The sequence below is a fragment of the Candidatus Accumulibacter cognatus genome, from assembly GCF_000584975.1.
Taxonomy (GTDB): Bacteria; Pseudomonadota; Gammaproteobacteria; order Burkholderiales; family Rhodocyclaceae; genus Accumulibacter; species Accumulibacter cognatus.
The window spans coordinates 1-24,852 of sequence record NZ_JDST02000101.1 but is presented as its reverse complement, the minus strand read 5'-3'; the positions used below and the strand labels follow the sequence as shown (position 1 = coordinate 24,852).

The window sequence follows — 24,852 nt, the reverse complement described above, 5'->3', positions numbered from 1 at the left end:
ATGTCAGACCAGCAAAGCACACTGTCAACCCATCACCTTCACAAGCGCTACAAGTCCCGTACGGTGGTCTATGATGTTTCCTTCCACGTGGTCAGCGGAGAGGTGGTCGGGTTGCTCGGTCCGAACGGTGCGGGCAAGACGACATGTTTCTACATGGTGGTTGGCCTTGTCGCCTGTGATGGCGGCGACGTTCATCTCGACGGCGAAGAGCTGACTCACTTGCCGATACACAAGCGCGCCCGCCTGGGGGTTTCTTACCTTCCGCAGGAAGCTTCCGTTTTTCGCAAGCTGACGGTCAGCGAGAACATCAGAGCTGTGCTCGAATTACAAAAGTTGTCGGCAGATGAAATTGCAGGCCGTACGGATGATCTGCTCGAAGAGTTGCACATCAGCCACTTGCACGCCAGCCCTGCGACTTCCCTGTCCGGAGGGGAACGGAGGCGAGTTGAAATCGCACGTGCCTTGGCCAGTGGTCCACGTTTCATTCTGCTCGACGAACCCTTCGCCGGTGTCGACCCGATCGCTGTGCTCGACATCCAGAAGATCATCCGCTTTCTCAAGGAACGGGGGATCGGGGTGCTGATTACTGACCACAACGTTCGCGAAACACTGGGCATCTGTGACCACGCGTACATCATCAACGAAGGGAGTGTCCTCGCCGCTGGCCGGCCGGAAGAAATCATTTATAATGAAAATGTTCGAAAGGTGTACTTGGGTGAGAATTTTCGCCTCTGAACCCGACGACCCTTCAGCCATAATTCGAGAACCAGACGGGCAACTTCCTTGCCAATGCGGTGGCTTACCCGGTTCCGTATATGAAACCATCCCTCCAGCTCAGGCTTTCGCAGCATCTTGCGTTGACCCCGCAACTGCAGCAATCGATCCGATTGCTGCAGTTGTCGACGATCGAACTCGAACACGAACTGGAAAAGTACCTGCTTGATAACCCGCTGCTCGAACGGGCAGAGGAGTACCCTACGCTTGCTGCGGCGCATGGCGAAAGTGGAGAGGGCGTTTTTCCGGGAACAGAGGGGGGCGACACGCCAGCTGAGCGCCCATCTGCTGAAGACGAAGGCTGGCTGGACGATCATCCTGCTTCCTTTGGTGCCTCCGGTTCCTTCGATGACGAAGACGGCGAAGGCGATTATCAGGACATCCAGGCAAGCACGGTCTCGCTGCGCGAGCACTTGTTGTGGCAGCTTGGTCTGATGAAGATCTCCGATCGTGACAGCGTTCTGGTTCGCTGCCTGGTGGAAGCACTGGACGATGACGGTTACCTGACCCAGTCGCTCGATGAACTGCTTGAAGTCATGCCCGTCGAACTGGAGATTGCACCGGAAGAGTTGCGGATCGCGCTCAATCATCTGCAGTGCTTTGATCCGACCGGCGTCGGCGCGCGCAGCGCGCAGGAGTGCCTGCTGCTGCAACTCGAGGCGCTGCCGGTTGATGACACCTGTACTCTGGCACAGGAGATCGTGCGCGAACATCTGGAACTGCTGGCCAGCCATGATTTCCCAAAGCTCAAAAAGCTGGTGGGTTGTGAGGACGATGCCCTGCGCGCTGCACATTTACTGATCTGCAGCCTGAATCCACGGCCTGGAGCCGCATACGCCTGTCCTGAAACCCGTTACATCACCCCTGATGTGGTAGTTCGAAAAGTCCGCGGACAGTGGTCGGTCAATGTCAATGCCGACGCCTTCCCGCGACTGCGGATCAACAGTCTCTACGCACAGATTCTATCCAGACAGCGTGGATCGGGCCTCGCCGGGCAACTCCAGGAAGCTCGCTGGCTGATCAGGAACGTACAGCAACGGTTTGACACGATACTGCGTGTGGCGCAGGCTATTGTGGAACGTCAGCGCCAGTTTCTCGATCACGGAGAGGTCGCGATGCGGCCACTGGTCCTGCGCGAGATTGCCGAAGCCCTGGGGCTGCATGAATCAACCATATCTCGGGTGACGACTCAGAAGTACATGGCGACCCCGCGCGGGATTTTTGAACTGAAATATTTTTTTGGCAGCCACGTCAGCACGGAAGCTGGCGGGGCCTGTTCGGCAACGGCCATTCGCGCATTGATCAAGCAAATGATCAGCGCTGAAGAGCCTAACAAGCCTCTCTCGGATAGCCAGATATCCGAGGTTCTTGGTCAGCAGGGCATTGTCGTGGCACGGCGAACAATTGCAAAATACCGTGAAGCGCTCAGTATCCCGCCGGTCAATTTACGCAAGTCCATTTAGAAGAAGGAGTCACATCATGAATCTGCAAGTCAGTGGACACCGTCTCGAGATCACCCCGGCCCTACGCGATTATGTCACCGGCAAGCTCGAACGAATCATTCGTCATTTTGATAACCTGATAGACGTAAACGTGATTCTGTCGGTGGACAAACTGAACCAGAAGGCCGAAGTGACAGTCCATCTCGCTGGCAAGGATGTCTATGTGGAGTCCGTAGACGAAGACCTTTATGCGGCAGTGGATGGTCTGGTTGATAAGCTGGAGCGTCAGGTTCAGAAGTACAAGCAGAAGTTACAGGACCACCATCGCGGAAACAAGATTACAGACCATATCGTTGCCGAGTGATGTGAGGGTAGTCTGCGCATGGACCAGGCGGTAAACCCGCTGGTCCGTGCGCCTCCTCTCTTGATTAATTTAATCCAAGTCCGCTTTTTCGGGTTTTTGTCGTATGAGCCAGATCACCCAACTACTACCCCTTGAAAACATCATTCTTGATCTCGACGCGAGCAGCAAGAAACGCGTCTTTGAACACGTAGGGCTTCTTTTCGAGAATTATCTCGGCATCGCCCGCAGCACGGTGTTCGACAGTCTGTTTGCACGTGAGAAGCTCGGCTCGACTGGTCTCGGTCAGGGAGTAGCGATTCCACATGGCAGGATCAAGGGATTGAAAGATGCCACGGGCGCCTTCCTGCGACTTGCTGCGCCGGTACCATTTGATTCTCCCGACGGCAAGCCGGTCTCGCTGCTGTTCGTCCTGCTTGTCCCGGAAGTTGCGACCGAGCAACACCTGCAAATCCTCTCTGAACTGGCACAGCACTTTTCCGATCGCAATTGTCGCGAAGCCCTTTCCAGGGCTGCCAACCCAAGTGGCATTCTTCAGCTCTTTGCCGATTGAGTATGAACGCCCGGCGTCAATCCAGTGTAGCCCAGCTTTATGAGGATCACCGCGACAAACTAAAGCTTTCCTGGGTCATTGCCGTCGGCGTTGACCGATCGATCGAACTCAAGGAACAGGGCTATTTTGGCGCTGACGTTGTTGGCCACCTCAATCTGATTCATCCGGAGCGACTACAAGTGATCGGTCGTGCCGAACAAGCCTGGGGCTACCGCGTGACTCCGGAGCGTCTGCGTTCGCAGGTGAAGGAACTGATGGCTGCCAGGCCTCCGGCGCTGATCATTGCTGACGACCTTGAAATTCTGCCGGCGATTCATGATGCCTGCGAGGCTACGCAGACGCCCCTGTTTGTTAGTCCGAAACCCTGCTCGGCAGTAATCGAACTGTTGCGCCTCTATCTTTCCCGTCGGCTGGCTGGTTCGACATCAGTGCACGGCGTGCTGATGGATGTTTTCGGCATGGGTGTTCTGATTACCGGCGATTCTGGAGTCGGCAAGAGCGAACTTGCTCTGGAACTGATCTCGCGCGGCCATGGTCTGGTTGCCGATGATGTCGTCGAGCTGGCCTGTATCGCACCGACCACGATTGAAGGACGCTGTCCGAGCATGCTGCGGGACTATCTTGAAGTACGTGGACTCGGCCTCCTCAACATTCGCACCATCTTCGGGGAAACTGCTTCACGCCGGAAGATGAAACTGAAGCTGATCGCCCATTTGCAAAAGCAGATCAGTGGTTCGGATGGTCCGCGTCTGCCTCTGGACGCGCAAAACCAGGAAATTCTTGGCGTGCCCGTACGTAAAGTGGTCATTCCGGTTGCTGCCGGGAGAAACATTGCGGTTCTTCTCGAGGCTGCGGTACGCAATAGTATTCTTCAGCTTCGCGGCATCGACAGCATGGGAGATTTCATTAACCGCCAGCAGCAGGCGCTCCTGGACGACGACTTGTAGCAATGGCTTAATCACCGGACTTCCCCACCTTCAAGGAGTACACTCTCGATAAAAGCCGTAATCGCAGTGGCTGCCCTTGCCTTAGCTCCTGGCGGTACTTCGTCAGGCTGATTAGCTACGACGGCAAGTCAAGGTGAGCCAGGCCCGGCCAGTGATCTGCGGGCGAGTTCATCAACCGAAGGCAAGCCACGTAACCATTGCGGTGGCGCTTGAGCAGTCTGGCCAGGCGCCTATCGGCCTCCTGATGCGTGGCGTAGAGATCATTCAAGAACGCATGGCAGGCTGCCCAGCGACCTTCCGGCGTGCGCAACACGACGACCGGGCGACCACCGTCAAGGGTGGCAACCAGACAAGGCGAATCGCTTTCCTTCCAGGAAGCGGCAACCAGATCCATCGCCTCGTGGCGTGGTATGCATAAAGCAATCAGGGCATCTATGGGTGAATCACACTCGACACAAACGATCGCTGGAAAATAGCCGTGACCAGTAGAGGTGGTGGATGAGTTCATGATGTGAACTTCTAGCATCCTTGGCCACGCTTGTAAATTCCCGATCGTGCACAGAACCATTTTTCAATTACCTGGGTTTTACCGCATGCAAGTCACGGATTTCGACGTCCTTATCGTTGGTGGCGGCCTCGCCGGTCTTTCTTTGGCCTGTGCACTGCGTGACACGCGCCTCAGGGTTGCCCTGGTTGAGCAGCACCCGCCGCTGCCTGCAGCGGGCTGGGATATGCGTGTCTACGCGATTTCCCCGGCCAATGCGGACTTCCTGCGGGCAATCGGTGTCTGGAAGCACCTTCCAGCAGAGCGCATGGCGCCAATTTCAGCAATGAAAATCTTTGGCGATAGGAATGCAGAACTCGATTTCTCGGCTTACGAGGCTGGCGTACCAGAACTCGGCTGGATTCTCGAATCATCGCGGATGGCTTGTGAACTTTGGGAAAGTATCAAACGTCAGGGCAATCTTACCCTGCTTTGCCCGGCCTTACCGAAAGTCCTGGAAATGGGTTCTGGGGCCGCTCAGCTGACCCTTGGCGACGGTCGGTTGCTGTCTGCCAGGCTGCTCGTCGGCGCGGATGGACGAGATTCCTGGGTCCGTGAAGTTCTGGGCTTGCGGGCGATCAATACGCCCTACGGCGAGATGGGACTGGTCGCCAATTTCGAGTGTCAGCGTCCGCATCATGGCATTGCACGCCAATGGTTCCGCCAAGACGGGGTGCTGGCCTGGCTACCGATGGCGGGCCATCGTCTCTCCATCGTCTGGTCTACGCCTGATGAAAACGCGCGGGCTATGCTGGCACTACCAGCCGAGGAACTATGCAGTCGGGTTGCCGCCGCCGGCAATGACGAACTGGGCGCTTTCCAGTTGCTGACTCCTGCGTCAGCCTTTCCATTACGCCTGATGAAGGTGCCACAGATCGTTGCCCCGCGGCTGGCGCTGCTTGGTGACGCGGCACATGGCATTCACCCGCTTTCCGGGCACGGTATCAACCTCGGCTACCAGGATGCGAAGGCGCTAGCCGGTCTGCTGGTAGCCACGCCGGACTGGCAGGATATCGGTAGCGAGCGCCTGCTGGCTCGCTATCAACGACAGAGGCGCGAGGAAACACTGGTCATGCAAACCGTTACGCATGCCCTGCACCAGCTCTTCCGGCAAACCTTTCCCGGACTCAAGCCGTTGCGCAATTTCGGAATGAACCTGACCAATGCTTTGCCAGTCCTAAAAAATCTACTTGTGCGCTACGCCATTGGCGCTTTCTGATGCCTCCCTCTTATCCGGAGAAATTACCGATGTATACACGATTCGTACCGTTTGCACTCGCCTCAGTTCTCAGTCTGTCTGCTCTCGCGGGCGAAGCCGGCGTTAAAAAAGCAACGACAGCGAGCCCTAAAAAAGAGGTAACTAAACAGTCTGCCCCAGCGGACGAAGCCAGCGTCAAGAAAGCGGTAGAAGGTAAACTGGAACGTGCGGTTAGCAGCGTGACCAAGACCCCATACCTGGGTCTCTACGAAGTCTACGTCGATGGCCAGATCGTCTACACCGACGAGAAGGTTTCAGTGCTGCTCCTGGGGGCTCTGATCGATGCCCAGACGATGAAAAACGTGACCGACGAGCGGATGCAGAAGCTGACCGCAATCAAGTTTTCTGACTTGCCGTTGACGCTGGCGGTGAAGCAGGTGCGTGGTGATGGCAAACGTGTTTTCGCCACCTTCGAGGACCCGAATTGCGGCTACTGCAAGAAATTGGCCAAGGACATCGTCAAGCTCGACAACGTGACGATTTACACCTTCCTTTATCCGATCCTATCGCCGGATTCACTGGAGAAATCCAACCAAATCTGGTGTGCCGCTGACAAGGCCAAGGCCTGGAATGACTGGATGGTCGACGGCAAGGCTCCCACAGGCAAAGGGGATTGCGATACCACCGCGGTCAGGAAAACCATCGAGACCGGCCGCAAGTTGGCGATCAACGGTACGCCGACGGTTTTCTTCGCGGACGGAGAGCGGATTCCCGGAGCCGTGCCGCTGGCCAGGATCGAACAGAAGCTCTCGCAAGTTCAGGCCCAGGGCAGATAGCGCATGCACGATCGGCGGAGACACGGAAAACCGACGCTTGCAGAATAACGGTATTCAGTGACCTTTAACGGGAAAAATCTGCCGACCGTAGTTGATCGAAAGAGAACTGATCAGCGGGTACTCCGCCAGCTGCCTGGCGATTTCGCGCTCAGCCTTGTTGACCGCGGTAAGGTCGCCAAGGGACTGGCGAGGCAGGAGTAACTCGGCTTCAATACGGCCATTGAGATAGTGCAGGATGACTCGCCGGGGTTCCGGAAGATCGCTGAGGAGGGGGGCCAGCTCCGTCATCAGTTCGCTGCGGTCGGGCATACTCTGGAGTTGGCTGTCATGATCCAGATCGTCCTCGACGTCGACATGAACGAGAACATCTGAAACTGAAGGGTGGCTGTCGAGGATGCGCTTGCGGGTCATTTCGGCTATACGGTGCCCTTCCGAAACACTGATGCGTGCATCGACACAGACATGTGCATCGACTAGTGAGCGATGCGCCATGCGACGGGTTCGCAGTTCGTGGAGATTCCTGACCCCGGGAGTGTCAATGATCACTTGACGGATGCTGTCAACTTCCTCGACCGACAGGCCGGTGTCGATCAGTTCCAGGACGGCATCCCAGGCGAACACCACGCCCATCCGGACGATCATGAAGCCGACGATCACTGCGGCCACCGAGTCGGCAAAATTGTAGCCTATCAGATTGCCGACGATTCCCAAGGCCACCACCAGTGACGAAGCGGCGTCGGAGCGGGCATGCCAAGCGTTGGCGATCAGCATCGGCGAGCGCAGGCGCTCACCGACATGCAGCATGTAGCGGAACAGACCCTCCTTCGCCACCAGTGCAAGGATTGCCGTCCATAACGCCAGTTGCTGGACTGGCGGCAGGTTGTCGAGGTTTTGCAGTTTCACCCCGGCGCCCCAGATGATGCCGGCGCCAGTGACTGCCAGAATCGCGCCAAGTGCAAACGATGCCGCCGTTTCAATGCGGGCATGGCCATAGGGATGGCGTTCGTCGGCAGGATCCTTGCTGTGGTGAGCGGCGAAGAGCACCAGGAAATCACAGACCAGATCGGATAGCGAATGCAGGCCGTCGGCAATCAAACCTTGGGAATGTGCCATGATGCCGGCGACAACCTGCGCGCCGGTCAGGAAAATATTCACTACCACACTGATCCAGGTGACACGCTGTGCCATACCATGCCGCCCTGGGTCGTCGAATGAGATTTCAGGTGTGTCGTTACGGCTGCCCATGAACTGGTTGCTTTCTGATAAACCTCTCGGCAGCGGGTCGAGAGCAGGCGGGGCTCTGTTCAATGGCCGAGCGAACTCACGACCTGCGAGAAGGTCTGTGCGATTTCTGTTGACTGCGCAAGTCCCATCTCACGTTCGATCTTGGACAGGGAAAAGATGCCACAGAGGATGTGATTGTCTTCTTCATCGTGGTCTACGACCAGACAATAAGGTGTTCCCAATTCCTTCAGGGTCGCCACGACGTTGCCAACTCTGGCCGTGTGCACATCTCTGAGATGCATCACTTCGACATCATCGTGTTGTTTGATCATCACATCCCCGACTACCAGTTCGCCGGGACGGACGCCCAGCGTATGGGCCACGGCCAGCGGCCGGTGGCCCTTGGTCCCGGCTTCGGTGACGATCCCCTGCAACTGCCGCTGCCCGTCGGCCACCAGCAGATAATGCACATGGCACAGCGCCATGATTCTGTTGGCATCGTCAAGCGAGGCATCGCGCGCAATCGTGATCGGCGTCATTTGCTGAAAATCGGTCATGACTCGCAGCGCCGGATAATTGGCATCAACCGGAGCGGCCGTTTTTGCCATTCTCGGGAGGTAACAGGGGACGCCTCTCTTGAGCCGGGTCCAGGGCAAAGGCTTGAAGCGAGTATCTGGCATTTCCGGATTCCTTCTGATCAATGGTCATGCGATGATTAAAGCACTGTGCCGCACTTCTGACAAGCACTGGCTGCGCTGGCGGCAGGCTCTTGCAGTGTGGCGTCGAGGACGGCTGGGCTTTGCCGCGACCGGCTTTGAATTACCTAACAAAATGGATTTTTTCCAGTATAACCCTGCGGCTTGCAAAGAACCAAGGCTGTGCTCGTTCCGTTATTGCGTGCTCTGGCGGCACACTCCACCTCAGTCACCAAAGGGGTCTTTCGTCTCCTGTAACCCTCATCTCTCGAAGTGAACAAATTTACCCTGGGCGGCCAGCTTCGAATTGCCCAACAGGGGGGCTCTTTCCGGTACAATCCTGCGGCTTGCAAAGAACCGAGCGGGAGGGCTGTGTGCCCGTCCCGCTTTTGCGTATCTACAGCTTGGGCTGGCAGCAAACTCCACCGCAGCCACCACAGGAGTCTTTCGTGTCCTTGTTACCCTCTCTTCCGCCCGCGATTCTCGCACTGGCCGACGGCACGATTTTCCGCGGCCTGGCGATCGGCGCCGGAGGCTGTACCAGCGGCGAAGTCGTATTCAATACGGCGATGACTGGCTATCAGGAAATCCTGACCGATCCCTCGTACTGTCGCCAGATCGTCACCCTGACCTATCCGCATATCGGCAACGTTGGTTGTAATGCCGAGGATTTCGAATCGCCCGGCAACCATGCCGCAGGGCTGGTGATTCGTGACCTGCCGGTTCGGGCAGCGAATTGGCGCCTGCAGGAGACGCTGCCAGAGTATCTGCAGAAACATGGCATCGTTGCGATTGCCGGGATCGACACGCGCAAGCTGACACGCTTGCTGCGGGAAAAGGGCGCGCAGGCGGGCTGCATCATGGCTGTCGAGGTCGATGACCGGCGCGCGCGTGCCGAAGCAGTGGCCTTCCCCGGTCTCGCCGGGATGGACCTTGCCAGGGTGGTCAGCGTTCAGTCGTCCTACGATTGGGCCGGTGGGCCATGGCGCTTGGGCGGCTATGTCGCTGCGCCGGCGCCGCTGTGGCACGTCGTTGCCTACGATTTTGGCGTCAAACACAACATTCTGCGTTTGTTGGCCGCGCGTGGCTGCCGGGTGACAGTGGTGCCAGCGCAGACCACTGCGGCAGAAGTCCTCAAGCTGAAGCCGAACGGCGTGTTCCTTTCGAACGGACCTGGCGACCCAGAGCCTTGTGATTACGCAATCACGGCGATCCGCGAAATCCTTGCCAGAGGCGTACCGATGTTCGGGATCTGCCTGGGTCACCAGTTGCTGGCGCTTGCCTCGGGCGCCAGGACGATGAAAATGAAGTTTGGCCATCACGGCGCCAACCACCCGGTCAAGGACCTCCAGACTGGGCAGGTCCTGATTACCAGTCAGAACCACGGCTTTGCGGTGGACGCCGATACCCTGCCGGCAAACCTGCTGGCAACGCACATGTCGCTGTTCGACGGATCACTGCAGGGTTTGGCGCGTAGCGACCTGCCGGCTTTTTCCTTTCAGGGTCACCCGGAGGCCAGTCCTGGGCCGCACGACATCGCTTATCTGTTCGACCGCTTTGTCAAGATGATGCAAGACGAAAAGGCGAAACATGCCCAAACGCACTGACCTCAAGAGCATTCTGATCATCGGCGCCGGTCCGATCGTCATCGGACAGGCCTGCGAATTTGATTACTCAGGGGCGCAAGCCTGCAAGGCACTGCGCGAGGAAGGCTACCGGGTGATCCTGGTGAACTCCAATCCAGCCACGATCATGACCGACCCGGAAATGGCGGATGTCACGTATATCGAGCCGATTAACTGGAGAGTCGTCGAAAAGATCATCACCAAGGAGCGACCTGATGCGCTGCTGCCGACCATGGGTGGACAAACAGCGCTGAATTGTGCCCTTGATCTGGCCAGGCATGGTGTTCTCGAGCGTTTTGGCGTCGAGATGATTGGGGCCACCAGGGAAGCCATCGACAAGGCCGAGGACCGCGAGAAGTTCAAGGCGGCGATGACCCGCATCGGTCTCGGATCGGCTCGTTCGGCGATGGCGCACTCGTTGGAGGAAGCGCTGCAGGTACAGGCGATGATCGGCTATCCGGCAATCATCCGGCCATCGTTCACCATGGGGGGTTCGGGTGGCGGCATTGCCTACAACCAGGAAGAATTCGTCGAAATCTGCAAACGCGGACTTGAAGCCAGCCCGACCAGCGAGTTGCTGATCGAAGAGTCACTGATCGGCTGGAAAGAGTTCGAGATGGAAGTGGTGCGCGATCGCAAAGACAACTGCATAATCGTCTGTGCGATCGAGAACCTCGACCCGATGGGAGTGCACACCGGCGACTCGATTACCGTGGCACCGGCGCAGACGCTGACCGACAAAGAATACCAGATCATGCGCAACGCCTCGATCGCGGTGTTGCGCGAGGTCGGTGTCGATACCGGCGGCTCGAATGTCCAGTTTGCGATCTGTCCTCAGACCGGGAGGATGATCGTCATCGAGATGAACCCGCGTGTTTCGCGTTCTTCGGCCCTGGCGTCAAAGGCCACCGGTTTCCCGATTGCCAAGGTGGCGGCAAAGTTGGCGGTAGGTCATACGCTCGATGAACTGGCCAATGACATTACTGGTGGCAAGACCCCGGCCTCTTTCGAGCCGTCGATCGACTATGTGGTCACCAAGGTGCCTCGTTTCGCCTTCGAGAAATTCCCCGATGCCGACTCGCGGCTGACCACGCAGATGAAGTCGGTGGGTGAGGTCATGGCCATCGGGCGAACTTTTCAGGAATCGTTGCAAAAGGCCTTGCGCGGCCTCGAGATCGGCGTCGATGGCTTCGATGAACACAGCGTCGACCGCGAGGAAATCGAGATGGCGCTCAGCGAGGCGCGCCCGGAGCGTCTCTGGTACGTTGCCGACGCCTTCCGAATTGGTCTGAACCTGAACGAGATTCATCGGCTGACAGCAATTGATCCGTGGTTTCTGGCGCAGATCGAGGATCTTTACAGGAAGGCCGAACGTATCCGCGGCAGGCCACTCGCCTCTCTGTCACGCGACGAATTGTGGTGTCTCAAACGTGCCGGCTTTTCCGACAAAAGGTTGGCGACCCTGATGCGGACGACGCAGACGGCTGTTCGTGAGCTCCGCCATGCCCTGCAAATTCGTCCGGTCTTCAAGCGTGTCGATACATGTGCAGCCGAGTTTGCCACCGATACCGCTTACCTTTACTCGACCTATGAGGATGAGTGTGAGGCGAAACCCAGCGACCGGAAAAAAATCATGGTTCTTGGGGGCGGTCCGAATCGCATCGGGCAGGGGATCGAGTTCGACTATTGCTGCGTGCATGCGGCGCTCGCGCTGCGTGCCGACGGTTACGAGACGATCATGGTCAACTGCAATCCGGAAACGGTATCCACGGACTATGATACTTCCGACCGCCTCTATTTCGAGCCACTGACGCTTGAGGACGTCCTGGAAATCGTTGCCGTGGAAAAACCGCTAGGGGTTATCGTCCAGTATGGCGGACAGACTCCGCTCAAGCTGGCGCGTGATCTTGAGGCCAACGGTGTACCGATCATCGGTACCAGCCCGGACATGATCGACGCCGCCGAGGATCGCGAGCGGTTTCAGAAGCTGCTTCAGGATCTTGGCCTTAGACAACCGGCCAACCGTACTGCCCGCACCGAGCCCGAGGCGTTGCGCCTGGCAGCCGAGATTGGCTATCCCTTGGTGGTTCGTCCGTCGTATGTGCTTGGTGGCCGGGCGATGGAAATCGTCCATGAGGAGCGCGACCTTGAACGGTACATGCGTGAAGCGGTCAAGGTTTCCAATGATTCACCGGTATTGCTCGACCGTTTCCTGAACGATGCCTGCGAGGTGGACGTCGATGCCCTTTGCGATGGCCAGGAGGTCCTCATCGGAGGGGTGATGGAGCATATTGAACAGGCCGGCGTGCATTCCGGTGATTCGGCGTGTTCGCTGCCACCGTATTCGTTGTCCGCCGAGTTGCAGGACGAGCTGCGCCGGCAGACGCGGCTGATGGCCCTGGGACTGAAGGTCTGCGGTCTGATGAACGTCCAGTTCGCGATCCAGAAGGGGAGGGTTTTTGTCCTTGAAGTCAACCCCCGAGCATCGCGTACGGTCCCTTTTGTTTCCAAGGCCACTGGGCTACAGCTCGCGAAGATCGCTGCCCGTTGCATGGTCGGGCAGTCGCTTGCCAGCCAGGGACTCTCCCAGGAAATCGTCCCGAATTATTTCTCGGTCAAGGAAGCCGTTTTTCCCTTCGCCAAGTTCCGCGGCGTCGATACCATTCTTGGCCCCGAAATGAAGTCGACTGGTGAGGTGATGGGAGTTGGACTCAGCTTTTCCGAAGCCTTTGTCAAGAGCCAGTTGGCGGCCAACGTTCGCCTCCCGAATTCGGGACAGGTGTTCATCAGCGTCAAGGAGTCGGACAAGCCGAAGGCGGTGAATATTGCTCGCGAACTGCAGGCGGCGGGGTTCACGCTGATTGCCACGCGCGGTACGGCAGCAGCAATTGCAGCTGCGGGAATTGCCGTCACAGCAGTGAACAAGGTGACCGAAGGGCGTCCACATGTGGTCGACATGATCAAGAACCACGAGATTGTCCTGATCATCAATACCGTGGACGAAAAGCGCAAGGCCATTAGCGATTCTCGCTCGATCCGTACCTCTGGCCTGGCGGCACGGGTGACGATCTACACGACGATCTGGGGTGCCGAAGCGGCCGCGGATGGGATCAGGAATCGTGGCGAACTGGTCGTCTATCCGATCCAGGATTTGCACGCACAACTGAATTAGTTAACCCATGGAACCGTCGAATCCACCGATCGGGTGGGAGTCGGCGGTTTGGCAGTGAATGAGATGAGCAAAATACCTGTGACCGTCAATGGTGCCGAGAAACTTCGCGCAGAACTGCATAATCTGAAAACCGTCGAACGACCACGCGCCATCGCAGCGATTGCAGAGGCGCGTTCGCACGGTGATCTCTCGGAGAATGCCGAGTACGATGCCGCCAAGGAACGGCAGGGATTCGTCGAAGGTCGCATCAAGGAAATCGAGAGCAAACTCGCCAATGCACAGATCATCGACCCGAAGCTACTCGACGCCGACGGGCGTTGCGTTTTCGGGGCAACGCTCGATCTCGAGGATCAGGAAACTGGCCTTGGCGTCAGCTATCAGATTGTTGGCGAGGACGAGGCCGACATCAAGGAGGGCAAGATTTCGATCAACTCGCCGATCGCCCGTGCACTGATCGGCAAGTTTGCCGGCGACATCGCTGAGGTGCAGGCTCCCGGTGGTGTTCGCGAGTACGAAATCATCGAAGTCCGCTACGAATAGGCGACCATGCGACGCCTTGCGGATGCTCTGTACGATGTAGCGCTGACCCTCTGGGTTGGCGGCCTGTGGGCGATTGGCTATGTTGTGGCTCCGACGCTGTTCGTCGCGTTGAGTGGCGACCGTCAAACGGCAGGCATGCTCGCTGGCAGGCTCTTCGAACTGATTGGCTGGGTGGGCCTGGTTTGTGCGATCTACCTGTTGTCGTTCATGTTGCTGCGTAGTGGTAGTGTGGTCATGCGGCGCTGGCGCTTCTGGTTGCTGCTATTGATGTTCGTGCTCACCGCGGTCAGTCTGTTTGGATTACAGCCGCTATTGGCGCAGCTCAAAGCCGACGCCTTGCCGCGCGAAGTGATGGAGAGCGTGCTGCGGAACCGCTTCGCCGCCTGGCATGGCGTTTCCAGTATTCTCTACCTTGTCCAAAGCTTACTTGGCTTGCTGCTTGTGACCAGTGGCGGGCGTAGTGGCCGATAAGGTCACTCGCTGCGAGACACGCACTGTCCGGGAGGGCACTTCTCCGGCGATCTCGCGTTGCAGCAGGATCAGCGCTCCGAACTGCTCTGGTAGCTGCGCTTGCTGGAGCGCCGATCAACGGGTCTGGAACGTGCAGCCTGGGCTGACTTTTCCGCCGTCGGACGCCAGATCACTAACAGTTTGCCGATATGCTGGACTGGCGCTGCGTCGAGCTGCTCACAAAGTGTCAAGAGGAAGTCCTCACGAACTTCCCGGTCATCGTGATAGACCCGGATCTTGATCAGTCCGTGACTGGCGAGACTGGCATCGATCTCCTTGACGACCGACTCGCAGAGACCTCTATGGCTGATCGAGACCACAGGATGCAGGGAATGCGTACGGGCACGCAGGGCACGGCGTTCGTCAGAACTGAGGTTGAGCATGCAGGATACCTTTTTTGAAGCCCCCATTTTAACGGCTTTCGGCGAATGAATCGAAGTAGATCGAGCAATGCCTGGCTGCGTGAGCACGTAAACGATGCCTATGTGCAGCGGGCGAGGGCTGAAGGCTTCCGCTCGCGTGCCGCCTACAAGCTGGTCGAGATTGATGACAAGGACCGTCTTATCCACCCTGGAGACGTGGTCGTTGACCTGGGGGCGACCCCAGGCGGCTGGTCGCAGGTCGCCACGAAGAGGATGCATGGCCGAGGTCACGTCATCGCCGTCGATCTGCTGGAGATGGTGCCTTTGCGCGGTGTAACCTTTGTCCAGGGTGATTTCCGCGAGCAGGAAGTGCTCGATGTTCTCGGAAAACTGCTGGAAGGTGAGAAAGTCGGGCTTATTCTTTCCGACATGTCGCCTAATATATCTGGCATCCCTGCCTGCGACCAGGCCCGCGGCACGTACCTCGCCGAACTGGCTCTGGAGTTTGCTCGCAACTGGCTGAAACCAGACGGCGCTTTCCTGGTCAAATTTTTCCAGGGTGATGGTTTTACCGATTTCATGTTGGAGATGCGAAAAAATTTCGAATTGGTATCCGTGCGTAAGCCGGGCGCATCGCGCGATCGCAGTCGGGAAGTATATCTGCTGGGCAGGACCTTAAAAGCGTGAGCATGTGCATCGATATGCTTTTGCTTCAGTGGGCACGAATCAGTTTAGAATGTATAAATGAATGTGAACTTGAGGAATGGCAAGGTTTCGCGAGAAATCCCGGACCAGGCAACGTGGAAGAGGTGAAGCATTGAATAACATGTTCAAGAATCTGGCAGTCTGGCTGGTGATCGGTCTCGTTTTGATGACAGTGTTCAACCAGTTCAATAATCGTCAGGTAACCCAGTCGTCGATGGAGTATTCACAGTTCATTGAGGAAGTGGGGAAGGGAACGATCGCCAAGGTGGTCATCGAGGGGCGTGTGCTCAAGGCAACGACGACTGACGGCCGCAAACTGACCAGCTACGCGCCACCGGATCTATGGATGGTTTCCGACCTGTTGAAACATGGGGTCAAGATCGAGGCCAAGCCTGAGGAAGAGCAATCGTTCCTGATGAGCATCTTCGTCAGCTGGTTCCCGATGTTGCTCTTGATCGGTGTGTGGATTTTCTTCATGCGCCAGATGCAGGGCGGCGGACGCGGCGGCGCGTTCTCGTTCGGCAAAAGCAAGGCACGGCTGCTCGACGAGTCAACCAATACCATCACCTTTGCTGATGTGGCCGGTTGCGACGAGGCCAAGGAGGAGGTCTCGGAACTCGTCGATTTCCTTCGCGATCCGTCGAAATTCCAGAAACTCGGTGGGCGTATCCCGAAGGGCGTGCTGTTGGTTGGCAATCCCGGTACCGGCAAGACTTTGCTCGCCAAAGCGATTGCCGGTGAGGCCAAGGTGCCTTTCTTCTCGATTTCTGGTTCCGACTTTGTCGAGATGTTCGTAGGTGTCGGCGCGGCGCGCGTTCGCGACATGTTCGAAAACGCCAAGAAACATGCGCCCTGCATCATCTTCATCGATGAGCTGGATGCGGTGGGTCGTCAGCGTGGCGCTGGACTTGGAGGCGGCAATGACGAACGCGAGCAGACGCTCAACCAGATGCTGGTCGAGATGGATGGCTTTGAGGCCAGTGTCGGGGTCATCGTGATCGCCGCCACCAACCGTCCCGACGTGCTCGACCCGGCTCTGATGCGCCCGGGACGTTTCGACAGGCAGGTGGTCGTCCCTCTTCCCGATATCCGTGGGCGCGAACAGATTCTCGTGGTGCATATGCGCAAGGTGCCGCTGTCCCCAGACGTCAAGGCGGACATCATTGCCCGTGGAACACCCGGATTTTCCGGGGCTGATCTGGCCAACCTAGTCAACGAAGCTGCGCTGTTCGCAGCACGTGGCAACAAGCGCCTGGTTGACATGGAAGACTTCGAAAAGGCCAAGGATAAGATCATGATGGGTGCCGAGCGTCGCAGCATGGTCATGAACGAGGACGAGAGGCGCAATACGGCTTTTCACGAATCCGGGCACGCAGTGGTCGCCAAGCTGATGCCGAAATCCGATCCTGTGCATAAGGTGACCATTATCCCTCGTGGTCGTGCGCTCGGTTTGACCATGCAACTTCCGGAAGAGGATCGCTACGCTTACGACCGCGTCTATCTGATGAGTCGGATTGCCGTTCTGTTCGGTGGGCGCATCGCTGAAGAGCTGTTCATGAACCAGATGACCACTGGTGCCTCGAACGACTTTGAACGGGCAACACAAATGGCACGTGACATGGTCACCCGCTACGGCATGTCCGACGCGCTTGGTCCGATGGTTTATGGGGAAAACGACGGTGAAGTTTTCCTTGGGCGCTCGGTAACCACTCACAAAAACATGTCCGAAGCAACGATGGAGAAGGTCGACGCGGAAATCCGCCGAATCATTGACGAGCAGTATGCATTGGCACGTCGATTGCTCGATAAGCATCGCGACAAGGTCGAGGCGATGGCTGAGGCATTGCTCGAACTGGAAACGATTGACGCCGACCAGATCAACGACATAATGGAAGGCAAGCCACCACGCCCACCCAAGCAGCCGCAGGCGTCGTCGTCAAACAAGCCGGACCACAATGCGCCAGATGCTGCGCCCAGCGCAACCGCACCGGCCTGAGTGGGCGTAGTGACAAGCCACGGCCACAGGGCCTGCGGTAGGGGGTCGATCTGACACTTGTGCCACTTTTCCGATGCTGCTTCGCTGCGGGGATCATAGACTCTCACTAGCCCGTCCACTAGTGATGGGGATCGTCAATCTGACAGCGGATTCATTCTCCGGTGACGGTTTGGCGAGCGACACTGCAAAGGCAATCGAGCATGCCCACCGACAGATCGGGGAAGGGGCGGAGATGCTCGATATCGGAGCCGAATCGTCTCGTCCAGGCGCAGTGCCGACGAGTGTCGAAGTTGAACTTGGACGCCTGCTGCCGGTGCTGGATGCCCTGACTGGCTGTGGGGTGCCGATTTCCGTCGATACCTACAAGCCTGAAGTGATGCGCGCAGCACTGCTGCACGGTGCTTCGATGATCAATGACATCTACGCGCTGCGCATGCCCGGCGCGCTTGCTGCGGTGGCCGATAGCGACTGTGCGATCTGTCTGATGCACATGCGCGGCGAGCCATTGACGATGCAGGAGAATCCCGTCTACACCGACGTCGTCACCGAGGTCCGGGATTTCCTTCAGAGCCGTGTAAATCTGGCAAGAACTGCCGGGATAGCGAGTGATCGTCTGGTCCTTGATCCGGGGTTTGGCTTTGGCAAGGCATTGCACCACAACCTCGAAATGCTGCGTCGCTTCGCTGAGTTTACGGTGATCGGACTGCCTGTGCTGGCGGGCATATCACGCAAATCGATGCTCGGCGCCATCACTTCGCGGACGGTCGAAGACCGCCTGGCGGCCAGCGTCGCCGCCGCTTTGCTGGCCGCGCAGCGTGGTGCGCGGCTGTTGCGTGTTCACGACGTCGCGCAGACACGCGACGCCCTGGCCATCTGGCTCGCGCTGGAAAATCAATAATCCGTGCAGTGGTTGTGCCTTACTTGACAGTCGCTTCTCCAGTGTTTGCGTAGAATAGCAATGATTCAACAGACGTCGACTCATCTGCGCTCAGAGGGAGAGAAAATCGTGACAAGAAAGTATTTTGGGACTGACGGCGTGCGCGGTCGTGTTGGGGAAATCCCGATCACGCCGGATTTCGTCATGCGTCTCGGGCATGCCACAGGACGGGTGCTCGCCGCTCGCGACATGGCGCGCAGCCATGTGAAAGCGGGAGAGCGCCCGGCGATTCTGATCGGAAAGGATACGCGTATTTCTGGCTACATGCTGGAAGCCGCTCTGGAAGCCGGGTTTTCTGCAGCCGGTGTCGATGTCTGCCTGGTTGGTCCAATGCCCACGCCTGCTATCGCTTACCTCACGCGGGCCCTGCGCTTGCAGGCGGGCATCGTCATTTCCGCTTCCCATAATCCCTACTATGATAATGGAATAAAATTCTTCTCGGCAGGGGGCACCAAGTTGCCCGACGACATGGAGTCGGAGATTGAAGCAGCGCTCGACGAACCGCTGACTTGTGTGCCTTCGGCTGGTCTTGGCCGGGCACGGAGAATCGATGACGCTGATGGCCGCTATATCGAGTTTTGCAAGAGCACTTTTCCGTTTGAGATGGACCTGCGGGGGTTGAAAATCGTGGTCGATTGCGCAAACGGCGCGGCTTACCACATCGCACCGCATGTCTTCCACGAGTTGGGCGCCGAGGTGACCAGCATCGGCAGCGAGCCGAATGGTCTCAACATCAACCAGGATGTCGGCGCGACGGCACCTGCTGCCTTGCGTGACGCTGTTGTTGCGCAAGGCGCCGACCTCGGGATTGCTCTTGACGGAGACGCAGACCGGGTGATGATGGTTGACGCAGTCGGCAATATCTACGATGGTGATCAACTCCTGTTTGCGGTGGTGCGGGGCCGGTTGCGCCAGGGCAACGTCGCCGGTGTCGTGGGTACGCTGATGAGTAATCTCGCCCTTGAGCATGCGCTGGCCGAGTTCAAGGTGCCTTTTGTCCGTGCCAATGTTGGTGACCGATACGTGATGGACATGCTGCGGCAGAAGGGCTGGCTTTATGGAGGTGAGAATTCGGGGCACATTCTCTGCCTTGACCGGCACACCACTGGCGATGGCATCGTTTCCGCCCTGCAGGTGCTTTCTGTATTGCGCGAAGAAGGAGGTAATCTGCAACGACTCCTCGGAAACCTGAAGCTCTATCCACAAAAACTGATCAATGTAGCGTTGAGCAAGGGATTCCCCTGGAAAGACCACCCGCTGATCGGATCGACGCAGCGCGAGGTGGAGAATGAACTTAATGGCCGTGGGCGGGTACTACTGCGTGCTTCGGGGACTGAACCGCTGCTGCGCGTGATGGTCGAGGGCCAGGACTCGGCGACGGTCTACCGAGCTGCTGAGAAGCTGGCGGCCGCTGTGCGGGAAGCTGTCTCTTCGTGAACCGGTCATGCCGCAATTTGTGAACTTCGGCAGTTAACCTGAAACAGGACATCGACATCGTAATTCTTTAAAAGCACCCTGGAATTCCGTGGCAACTACGTTTATAATAAGCGGCTAAACTCTATATTGTGGTGTTTATAAACTTGGGAAGAATCGATGCCTGCTATTCGCGTCAAGGAAAATGAGCCGTTCGAAGTTGCCATCCGCCGCTTCAAAAGAACCGTCGAGAAAACCGGTTTGCTGACCGAGTTGAGGGCTCGCGAGTTCTACGAAAAGCCCACCGCCGAACGTAAGCGTAAGCTGGCCGCAGCGGTCAAACGTCATCACAAACGGATGCGCAGCCAGACCTTGCCGCCCAAGATGTACTGACCCAGGATTGGCGTTGCCTGAATAGCCGCCCGTCTGCAGACGGGCGGCTATTGTCGCTTCTGGAACTGTGGCTGTTCAAGGGAGCCAAGTTGATCCCGGACACTTTCATTCAGGAGTTGCTGTATCGCATCGACCTGGTCGACCTGATCGACGGCTACTTGCCGCTGAAGAAAACGGGTGCCAACTTTGCTGCTTGTTGCCCGTTCCACAGTGAAAAGTCGCCTTCTTTTACGGTCAGCCCGAGCAAGCAGTTCTACCACTGCTTTGGTTGCGGCGCGCATGGCAACGCGATCAGCTTTCTTATGGAGCATGCTGGCCTTGGCTTCGTTGATGCCATCAACGAACTCGCTGGACGAGCCGGCATGCCTCTTCCCGATGAACAGAGTCACGCCCCAGCGCAAGCTCCGAAATCGCAGGTGCTTGCCGAAAGGATGGCGAGGGCTGCGAAATATTACTACGAGCAACTCAAACGATCCGAAACGGCGATCAGCTACCTCAAGAATCGGGGGGTCAGCGGTGAAATCGCTCGCCGGTTTGGTCTTGGTTATGCACCAGACGGATGGCAGAACCTCGCCGCTGCTTTCGATGATTACAGCAGTCCTGACTTGCAACTGGCGGGCCTGGTGATCAGCAATGAACGAGGGCGTCTCTACGACCGTTTTCGCGAGCGAGTGATGTTTCCGATTGTCAACCAGAAGGGCGAGGTGATCGCTTTCGGCGGCCGCGTGCTTGGACAGGGCGAGCCGAAATATCTGAACTCCCCTGAGACGCCCCTGTTCGAGAAAGGCCGCGAGGTATTCGGACTGCCGCAAGCACGCGCGGCGATTCGCGAGCACGATACGGTGATTGTCGTCGAGGGTTATCTGGATGTCGTGGCGCTTGCGCAGCATGGAACGGGCAATGCCGTTGCCACACTCGGTACAGCCACCACGGGCATGCAGGTACAGAAGCTGCTGCGGCAAGCTGAGCGCATCGTTTTTTGCTTTGATGGCGATGCTGCCGGACGAAAGGCAGCGTGGCGAGCCCTGGAGAACAGTCTGGAGGCTTTGACTGAACAGAAAAGCATTGCCTTTGTCTTTCTCCCCGATGGCGAGGACCCCGACAGTTTTATTCGCAAACACGGCGGCGAGGCTTTTCAGCGGTTGATCCGACAGGCAACACCGCTCTCCGATTTCCTGCTCAGCGAATTGTCGGCGCGCTGCGAGCTGGGCACTGCAGAAGGCAATGTAAGGCTGGTCGTTGATGCCAAACCACTGCTTGGCCGTCTGCAGTCCTCGTTCCTGCGTCTGCAATTGGTCAAGCGCTTGGCACAGGCCAGCGGCTTTTCGCAGGCCGAGGTTGAGCGGCTGTGCGATTTGCGATCGTTGACGCCGCCAGCGCCGGCAAGGGCTCCGCGCCAAGCACCATCGCTGTTGCGGCCATTGTTGCGGCTATTGCTCCAGAAACCGCAACTGGCCTCATGCCTGCCACTCGACCTGCTTCCCGACAACTCGACTGAAGCCATGGCAGTACGTCTGTTATGTGAAACGATTGCGGCTGCCGGCACCCAGCGGCTGGCCTACCCGACACTGATCGAAAGACTTAGAGGCAGCGAATGCGAGGACGTTCTGCGTGCAGCCGCGGCTGAACTTATGCAAGAGTCCTTTGCCGAAGACCAGATTGACGCTGAATTTACGGGTGCGGTCCAGCAGCTGCTTGAAGGCGCGAACAAACGAGCCTTCAAGCGCTTGCAGGAGAAGGCTCGGAAGCTTGGTGTGAGCGGACTGTCGGGTGAAGAAAAGCGTCAATACCTGGCGGCGTTGACGGCAAGCGGGCGGGGCGGGGCCGGAGCATGAGGGGTGATACAATCAAAAATTTTTCCAGTCTAACGCTATTTGGGAAATGGGCATGGTAAGGGAAAAGGCAGTGACTACGAAGGTGGCAAAAGCCAAGGCAGCGGCAGACCTTTTGGCGCAGGTCGGGAACCAACCGGTACCGGTTGACGACGAGACGCGCAAGATGCGTCTTAAGACGCTGATCAAACTCGGCAAGGAGCGAGGCTTTCTGACTTACGCCGAAATCAATGACCACCTGCCTGACGATGTGGTTGATGCGGAGCAGATAGAAAGCATCATCAGCACTTTTAACGACATGGGCATCCAGGTTTACGATGAAGCACCGGATGCCGAAACGCTGCTGATGTCGGACGCCGCTCCGGCGGCCGGCGCAGATGATGCCGATGTCGAAGAGCAGGCTGAACAAGCGCTGTCGACCGTGGACTCCGAGTTCGGTAGGACGACCGATCCGGTGCGCATGTACATGCGCGAAATGGGTTCCGTCGAGTTGTTGACCCGTGAGGGCGAAATCGAGATTGCCAAGCGTATCGAAGATGGCCTCAAGCACATGATCCAGGCGATCTCTGCCTGTCCGACAACGATTGCCGAGATCCTCGGCTGCGCCGACAAGATTGCACGCGATGAAATGCGCATCGATGAATTGATCGATGGGCTGATCGACCCTGAAATTGATAACTCTCTGGCAGAGCTGGTAGAGGAAGTGGCTGAGGACGATGAGGAAGATGAGGAGGAAGGCGGCGAGGCGGTTGAGGGTGCGGCTGCTGCCGCCTCGCTGCTCAAACTCAAGACCGAAGGGCTTGCACGCCTTGAACTGATAAGATCGTACTACGCACAAGCGCATGGAGTCTTGCCCAGGAAAGGTTCCCAGGATAAAACCTACCTCAAGCTCCAGCAGCAGATCTCGGAAGAGATGATGGGTATTCGCTTCACTTCTAAGACCATTGAGCGCCTGTGCGACTCGGTGCGTGCGATGGTCGATGAAGCGCGAACCTGCGAACGTAAGATCCAACGAATCTGTGTCGATACGGTGCGCATGCCGCGGGCGCATTTCATCAAGGTTTTCCCTGGCAATGAACTCAACATTGACTGGGTAGACGCCGAGATCGCTGCGGCCGGCAAGACCTATGGCGCGATCCTCTCACGCAACGCCCCGAACATCAAGGAAGAACAGAGGAAATTGCTTGCTCTGCAGGACCGTATTGGCATTCCGTTGCGCGAGTTGAAGGACATCAACAAGCAGATGTCTACCGGTGAGGCCAAGGCGCGCCGTGCCAAGCGGGAAATGACCGAAGCTAATCTGCGACTGGTAATCTCGATTGCCAAGAAGTACACCAATCGCGGCCTGCAATTTCTCGATCTCATCCAGGAAGGCAACATTGGTCTGATGAAGGCTGTAGACAAATTCGAATATCGACGTGGCTACAAGTTTTCGACCTATGCAACCTGGTGGATCCGCCAGGCGATCACTCGCTCAATCGCCGATCAGGCACGAACCATCCGCATTCCGGTGCACATGATCGAGACGATCAACAAGATGAATCGCATTTCCCGACAGATTCTGCAGGAAACCGGCCTTGAAGCCGATCCGGCAACGCTGGCCAAGAAGATGGAGATGCCGGAAGAGAAGATCCGCAAGATCCTGAAGATTAGCAAGGAGCCGATCTCGATGGAAACGCCGATCGGCGACGACGACGACTCACATCTTGGTGATTTCATCGAAGATCATGCGACGCTCGCACCGACCGAGGCTGCCCTCTACTCGAGCCTGCGCTTCATCACCAAGGATGTGCTGGACACCCTGACTCCGCGTGAGGCAAAGGTGTTGCGCATGCGCTTTGGTATCGAAATGAATACCGACCACACCCTTGAGGAAGTCGGTAAACAATTTGACGTGACTCGTGAGCGTATTCGTCAGATCGAAGCCAAGGCGCTTCGGAAGCTTCGCCACCCATCACGTTCGGACAAGTTGCGCAGCTTTCTGGATAACGGCAATGGCTAGCCGAAGGCAAAGACGCTTTGCGGCGTATGCCATACCACGGTAGATAGGTAGTAGGCATCATTCGACGTGTCGATGGCGTCATTGTGGCTTCCTGCGCGCAGGCAAGCACCATCGCCGTCGCTACGCCGTTTCCAGCAGGGCTAAAATGCCCATGAAACGTTTTCAAATCAAGCGCCTTTTTGACTTGTTACTGGCCTGTCTGGCGGCGGTGTTGCTGTTGCTCCCTGCTGGTCTGGTCGCTCTGTTGGTCAAATTATCCTCGCCCGGACCCGTGCTCTATTGGTCCGATCGCGTCGGACGGGGCAACCGGATTTTCAGTATGCCTAAGTTCCGCAGCATGCGGGTTGGAACCCCGGCCGTGGCGACCCATCTGTTGACCGATCCACAGGCTTGCCTGACACCAGTGGGCTCGTTCCTGCGCAAATCCAGCCTCGACGAACTGCCTCAGTTGTGGAGCATTCTTGTGGGCGACATGAGCTTTGTCGGGCCACGCCCAGCCCTGTATAACCAGCACGATTTGATCACCCTGCGTAGCGAACGCGGGGTGCATGAGTTGCTGCCGGGGTTGACCGGTTGGGCACAGGTTAACGGTCGCGATGAACTGCCCATTGCCCAAAAGGTCGAGCTCGATAGCGAGTATCTGCAACGCCAATCGTTATGGCTCGATATCCGGATACTATGGATGACTTTCGCCAAGGTCCTGCATGGCGAAGGGGTATCGCATTGACGGTCGGTCGGGCAAGCAAGACGGACTTGCCATCACTTTTGAAGCTGAAGTTTAGACACACGCG

The 24,852-nt window shown here is 57.4% G+C and carries 23 protein-coding genes; 19 read left to right on the top strand and 4 right to left on the bottom strand.

What is annotated here, in order from left to right; translation table 11 throughout:
• The 5 genes from lptB to hprK all read left to right on the top strand — a co-directional run bounded on the left by lptB (position 1) and on the right by hprK (position 4,077).
• A complete protein-coding gene (gene lptB / locus AW06_RS17035; protein ID WP_046535332.1) occupies positions 1-735 on the top strand; it encodes an LPS export ABC transporter ATP-binding protein in 735 nt (244 codons plus the stop codon).
• A gap of 80 nt (positions 736-815) precedes the next feature.
• Positions 816-2,237 (top strand): RNA polymerase factor sigma-54, encoded by a 1,422-nt coding sequence (locus AW06_RS17030; protein WP_034952557.1) that lies wholly within the window; start codon positions 816-818, stop codon positions 2,235-2,237.
• 16 nt (positions 2,238-2,253) lie between these two features.
• On the top strand, positions 2,254-2,580 hold the full coding sequence (gene raiA, locus AW06_RS17025; RefSeq protein ID WP_034918439.1) for a ribosome-associated translation inhibitor RaiA: 327 nt from the start codon (positions 2,254-2,256) through the stop codon (positions 2,578-2,580).
• 103 nt (positions 2,581-2,683) lie between these two features.
• Entirely contained in the window at positions 2,684-3,130 is a 447-nt protein-coding gene (gene ptsN, locus AW06_RS17020) for a PTS IIA-like nitrogen regulatory protein PtsN (RefSeq protein ID WP_034952554.1), read from the top strand.
• A gap of 2 nt (positions 3,131-3,132) precedes the next feature.
• Positions 3,133-4,077: an HPr(Ser) kinase/phosphatase gene (gene hprK / locus AW06_RS17015; protein WP_034952551.1), complete on the top strand. Its 945-nt coding sequence runs from the start codon at positions 3,133-3,135 to the stop codon at positions 4,075-4,077.
• Between the two features lie 115 nt (positions 4,078-4,192).
• Here hprK and AW06_RS17010 read toward each other — a convergent pair whose 3' ends face one another.
• Positions 4,193-4,585 (bottom strand): hypothetical protein, encoded by a 393-nt coding sequence (locus AW06_RS17010; protein ID WP_273704831.1) that lies wholly within the window; start codon positions 4,583-4,585, stop codon positions 4,193-4,195.
• An 85-nt stretch (positions 4,586-4,670) separates the two neighbouring features.
• Between AW06_RS17010 and AW06_RS17005 the strand changes: the two genes are divergently transcribed.
• Together AW06_RS17005 and AW06_RS17000 are read left to right on the top strand one after the other, a co-directional pair.
• Entirely contained in the window at positions 4,671-5,840 is a 1,170-nt protein-coding gene (locus AW06_RS17005) for a UbiH/UbiF family hydroxylase (RefSeq protein ID WP_034952549.1), read from the top strand.
• On the top strand, positions 5,840-6,655 hold the full coding sequence (locus AW06_RS17000) for a DsbC family protein (protein ID WP_337958804.1): 816 nt from the start codon (positions 5,840-5,842) through the stop codon (positions 6,653-6,655). The genes AW06_RS17005 and AW06_RS17000 overlap by 1 nt, the downstream gene beginning before the upstream one ends.
• Positions 6,656-6,709: 54 nt before the next feature.
• Here the strand turns inward: AW06_RS17000 and AW06_RS16995 are convergent, their stop codons facing one another.
• Both AW06_RS16995 and AW06_RS16990 read right to left on the bottom strand, forming a co-directional pair.
• On the bottom strand, positions 6,710-7,843 hold the full coding sequence (locus AW06_RS16995; protein ID WP_273704830.1) for a cation diffusion facilitator family transporter: 1,134 nt from the start codon (positions 7,841-7,843) through the stop codon (positions 6,710-6,712).
• 116 nt (positions 7,844-7,959) lie between these two features.
• Positions 7,960-8,559 (bottom strand): CBS domain-containing protein, encoded by a 600-nt coding sequence (locus AW06_RS16990; RefSeq protein WP_273704829.1) that lies wholly within the window; start codon positions 8,557-8,559, stop codon positions 7,960-7,962.
• A 470-nt stretch (positions 8,560-9,029) separates the two neighbouring features.
• Between AW06_RS16990 and carA the strand changes: the two genes are divergently transcribed.
• From carA to AW06_RS16970, 4 genes are all read left to right on the top strand, one after another.
• On the top strand, positions 9,030-10,181 hold the full coding sequence (carA, locus tag AW06_RS16985) for a glutamine-hydrolyzing carbamoyl-phosphate synthase small subunit (protein WP_034952595.1): 1,152 nt from the start codon (positions 9,030-9,032) through the stop codon (positions 10,179-10,181).
• On the top strand, positions 10,165-13,371 hold the full coding sequence (gene carB / locus AW06_RS16980) for a carbamoyl-phosphate synthase large subunit (RefSeq protein ID WP_034952543.1): 3,207 nt from the start codon (positions 10,165-10,167) through the stop codon (positions 13,369-13,371). The genes carA and carB overlap by 17 nt, the downstream gene beginning before the upstream one ends.
• A 63-nt stretch (positions 13,372-13,434) precedes the next feature.
• Positions 13,435-13,911: a transcription elongation factor GreA gene (gene greA / locus AW06_RS16975; RefSeq protein ID WP_034952593.1), complete on the top strand. Its 477-nt coding sequence runs from the start codon at positions 13,435-13,437 to the stop codon at positions 13,909-13,911.
• 6 nt (positions 13,912-13,917) lie between these two features.
• Entirely contained in the window at positions 13,918-14,382 is a 465-nt protein-coding gene (locus AW06_RS16970; protein ID WP_034952541.1) for a DUF4149 domain-containing protein, read from the top strand.
• A 68-nt stretch (positions 14,383-14,450) separates the two neighbouring features.
• Here AW06_RS16970 and AW06_RS16965 read toward each other — a convergent pair whose 3' ends face one another.
• Positions 14,451-14,804, bottom strand: coding sequence for a YhbY family RNA-binding protein (locus tag AW06_RS16965; protein WP_034952537.1), 354 nt, complete (start codon positions 14,802-14,804; stop codon positions 14,451-14,453).
• Between the two features lie 45 nt (positions 14,805-14,849).
• On the opposite strand from AW06_RS16965, the gene AW06_RS16960 reads away from it, so the two are divergent.
• The 8 genes from AW06_RS16960 to AW06_RS16925 all read left to right on the top strand — a co-directional run bounded on the left by AW06_RS16960 (position 14,850) and on the right by AW06_RS16925 (position 24,788).
• On the top strand, positions 14,850-15,470 hold the full coding sequence (locus AW06_RS16960; protein WP_034952534.1) for an SAM-dependent methyltransferase: 621 nt from the start codon (positions 14,850-14,852) through the stop codon (positions 15,468-15,470).
• 130 nt (positions 15,471-15,600) lie between these two features.
• Positions 15,601-17,484: an ATP-dependent zinc metalloprotease FtsH gene (gene ftsH, locus AW06_RS16955; protein ID WP_034952532.1), complete on the top strand. Its 1,884-nt coding sequence runs from the start codon at positions 15,601-15,603 to the stop codon at positions 17,482-17,484.
• Between the two features lie 73 nt (positions 17,485-17,557).
• A complete protein-coding gene (folP, locus tag AW06_RS16950) occupies positions 17,558-18,382 on the top strand; it encodes a dihydropteroate synthase (protein ID WP_034952528.1) in 825 nt (274 codons plus the stop codon).
• Positions 18,383-18,490: 108 nt separating this feature from the next.
• The gene (gene glmM, locus AW06_RS16945; protein WP_034952590.1) at positions 18,491-19,858 is read left to right on the top strand and encodes a phosphoglucosamine mutase; all 1,368 of its coding nucleotides are present in this window, start codon (positions 18,491-18,493) and stop codon (positions 19,856-19,858) included.
• A gap of 156 nt (positions 19,859-20,014) precedes the next feature.
• Positions 20,015-20,227 (top strand): 30S ribosomal protein S21, encoded by a 213-nt coding sequence (gene rpsU / locus AW06_RS16940; protein WP_034910746.1) that lies wholly within the window; start codon positions 20,015-20,017, stop codon positions 20,225-20,227.
• 50 nt (positions 20,228-20,277) lie between these two features.
• Positions 20,278-22,062 (top strand): DNA primase, encoded by a 1,785-nt coding sequence (gene dnaG, locus AW06_RS16935; RefSeq protein ID WP_324546110.1) that lies wholly within the window; start codon positions 20,278-20,280, stop codon positions 22,060-22,062.
• Positions 22,063-22,114: 52 nt separating this feature from the next.
• Positions 22,115-24,061, top strand: a complete 1,947-nt coding sequence (rpoD, locus tag AW06_RS16930; protein WP_034952585.1) for an RNA polymerase sigma factor RpoD — start codon at positions 22,115-22,117, stop codon at positions 24,059-24,061.
• Between the two features lie 166 nt (positions 24,062-24,227).
• Positions 24,228-24,788 carry a sugar transferase gene (locus AW06_RS16925; protein ID WP_034952582.1) on the top strand — a complete coding sequence of 187 codons (561 nt, stop codon included), beginning with the start codon at positions 24,228-24,230 and terminating at the stop codon, positions 24,786-24,788.
• Positions 24,789-24,852 lie beyond the last annotated feature (64 nt).

Excerpts from the sequence above, each read along its gene's own strand:
- rpoD (WP_034952585.1), top strand. The coding sequence starts at position 22,115 with ATGGTAAGGGAAAAGGCAGTGACTACGAAGGTGGCAAAAGCCAAGGCA.
- AW06_RS16970 (WP_034952541.1), top strand. The coding sequence starts at position 13,918 with ATGCGACGCCTTGCGGATGCTCTGTACGATGTAGCGCTGACCCTCTGG.
- hprK (WP_034952551.1), top strand. The coding sequence starts at position 3,133 with ATGAACGCCCGGCGTCAATCCAGTGTAGCCCAGCTTTATGAGGATCAC.
- greA (WP_034952593.1), top strand. The coding sequence starts at position 13,435 with ATGAGCAAAATACCTGTGACCGTCAATGGTGCCGAGAAACTTCGCGCA.
- rpsU (WP_034910746.1), top strand. The coding sequence starts at position 20,015 with ATGCCTGCTATTCGCGTCAAGGAAAATGAGCCGTTCGAAGTTGCCATC.
- carB (WP_034952543.1), top strand. The coding sequence starts at position 10,165 with ATGCCCAAACGCACTGACCTCAAGAGCATTCTGATCATCGGCGCCGGT.
- AW06_RS17005 (WP_034952549.1), top strand. The coding sequence starts at position 4,671 with ATGCAAGTCACGGATTTCGACGTCCTTATCGTTGGTGGCGGCCTCGCC.
- AW06_RS16960 (WP_034952534.1), top strand. The coding sequence starts at position 14,850 with ATGAATCGAAGTAGATCGAGCAATGCCTGGCTGCGTGAGCACGTAAAC.
- lptB (WP_046535332.1), top strand. The coding sequence starts at position 1 with ATGTCAGACCAGCAAAGCACACTGTCAACCCATCACCTTCACAAGCGC.
- ptsN (WP_034952554.1), top strand. The coding sequence starts at position 2,684 with ATGAGCCAGATCACCCAACTACTACCCCTTGAAAACATCATTCTTGAT.
- AW06_RS16965 (WP_034952537.1), bottom strand. The coding sequence starts at position 14,804 with ATGCTCAACCTCAGTTCTGACGAACGCCGTGCCCTGCGTGCCCGTACG.
- AW06_RS17010 (WP_273704831.1), bottom strand. The coding sequence starts at position 4,585 with ATGAACTCATCCACCACCTCTACTGGTCACGGCTATTTTCCAGCGATC.
- AW06_RS16995 (WP_273704830.1), bottom strand. The coding sequence starts at position 7,843 with ATGGCACAGCGTGTCACCTGGATCAGTGTGGTAGTGAATATTTTCCTG.
- AW06_RS17030 (WP_034952557.1), top strand. The coding sequence starts at position 816 with ATGAAACCATCCCTCCAGCTCAGGCTTTCGCAGCATCTTGCGTTGACC.
- AW06_RS16990 (WP_273704829.1), bottom strand. The coding sequence starts at position 8,559 with ATGCCAGATACTCGCTTCAAGCCTTTGCCCTGGACCCGGCTCAAGAGA.
- folP (WP_034952528.1), top strand. The coding sequence starts at position 17,558 with ATGCTGCTTCGCTGCGGGGATCATAGACTCTCACTAGCCCGTCCACTA.
- raiA (WP_034918439.1), top strand. The coding sequence starts at position 2,254 with ATGAATCTGCAAGTCAGTGGACACCGTCTCGAGATCACCCCGGCCCTA.
- AW06_RS17000 (WP_337958804.1), top strand. The coding sequence starts at position 5,840 with ATGCCTCCCTCTTATCCGGAGAAATTACCGATGTATACACGATTCGTA.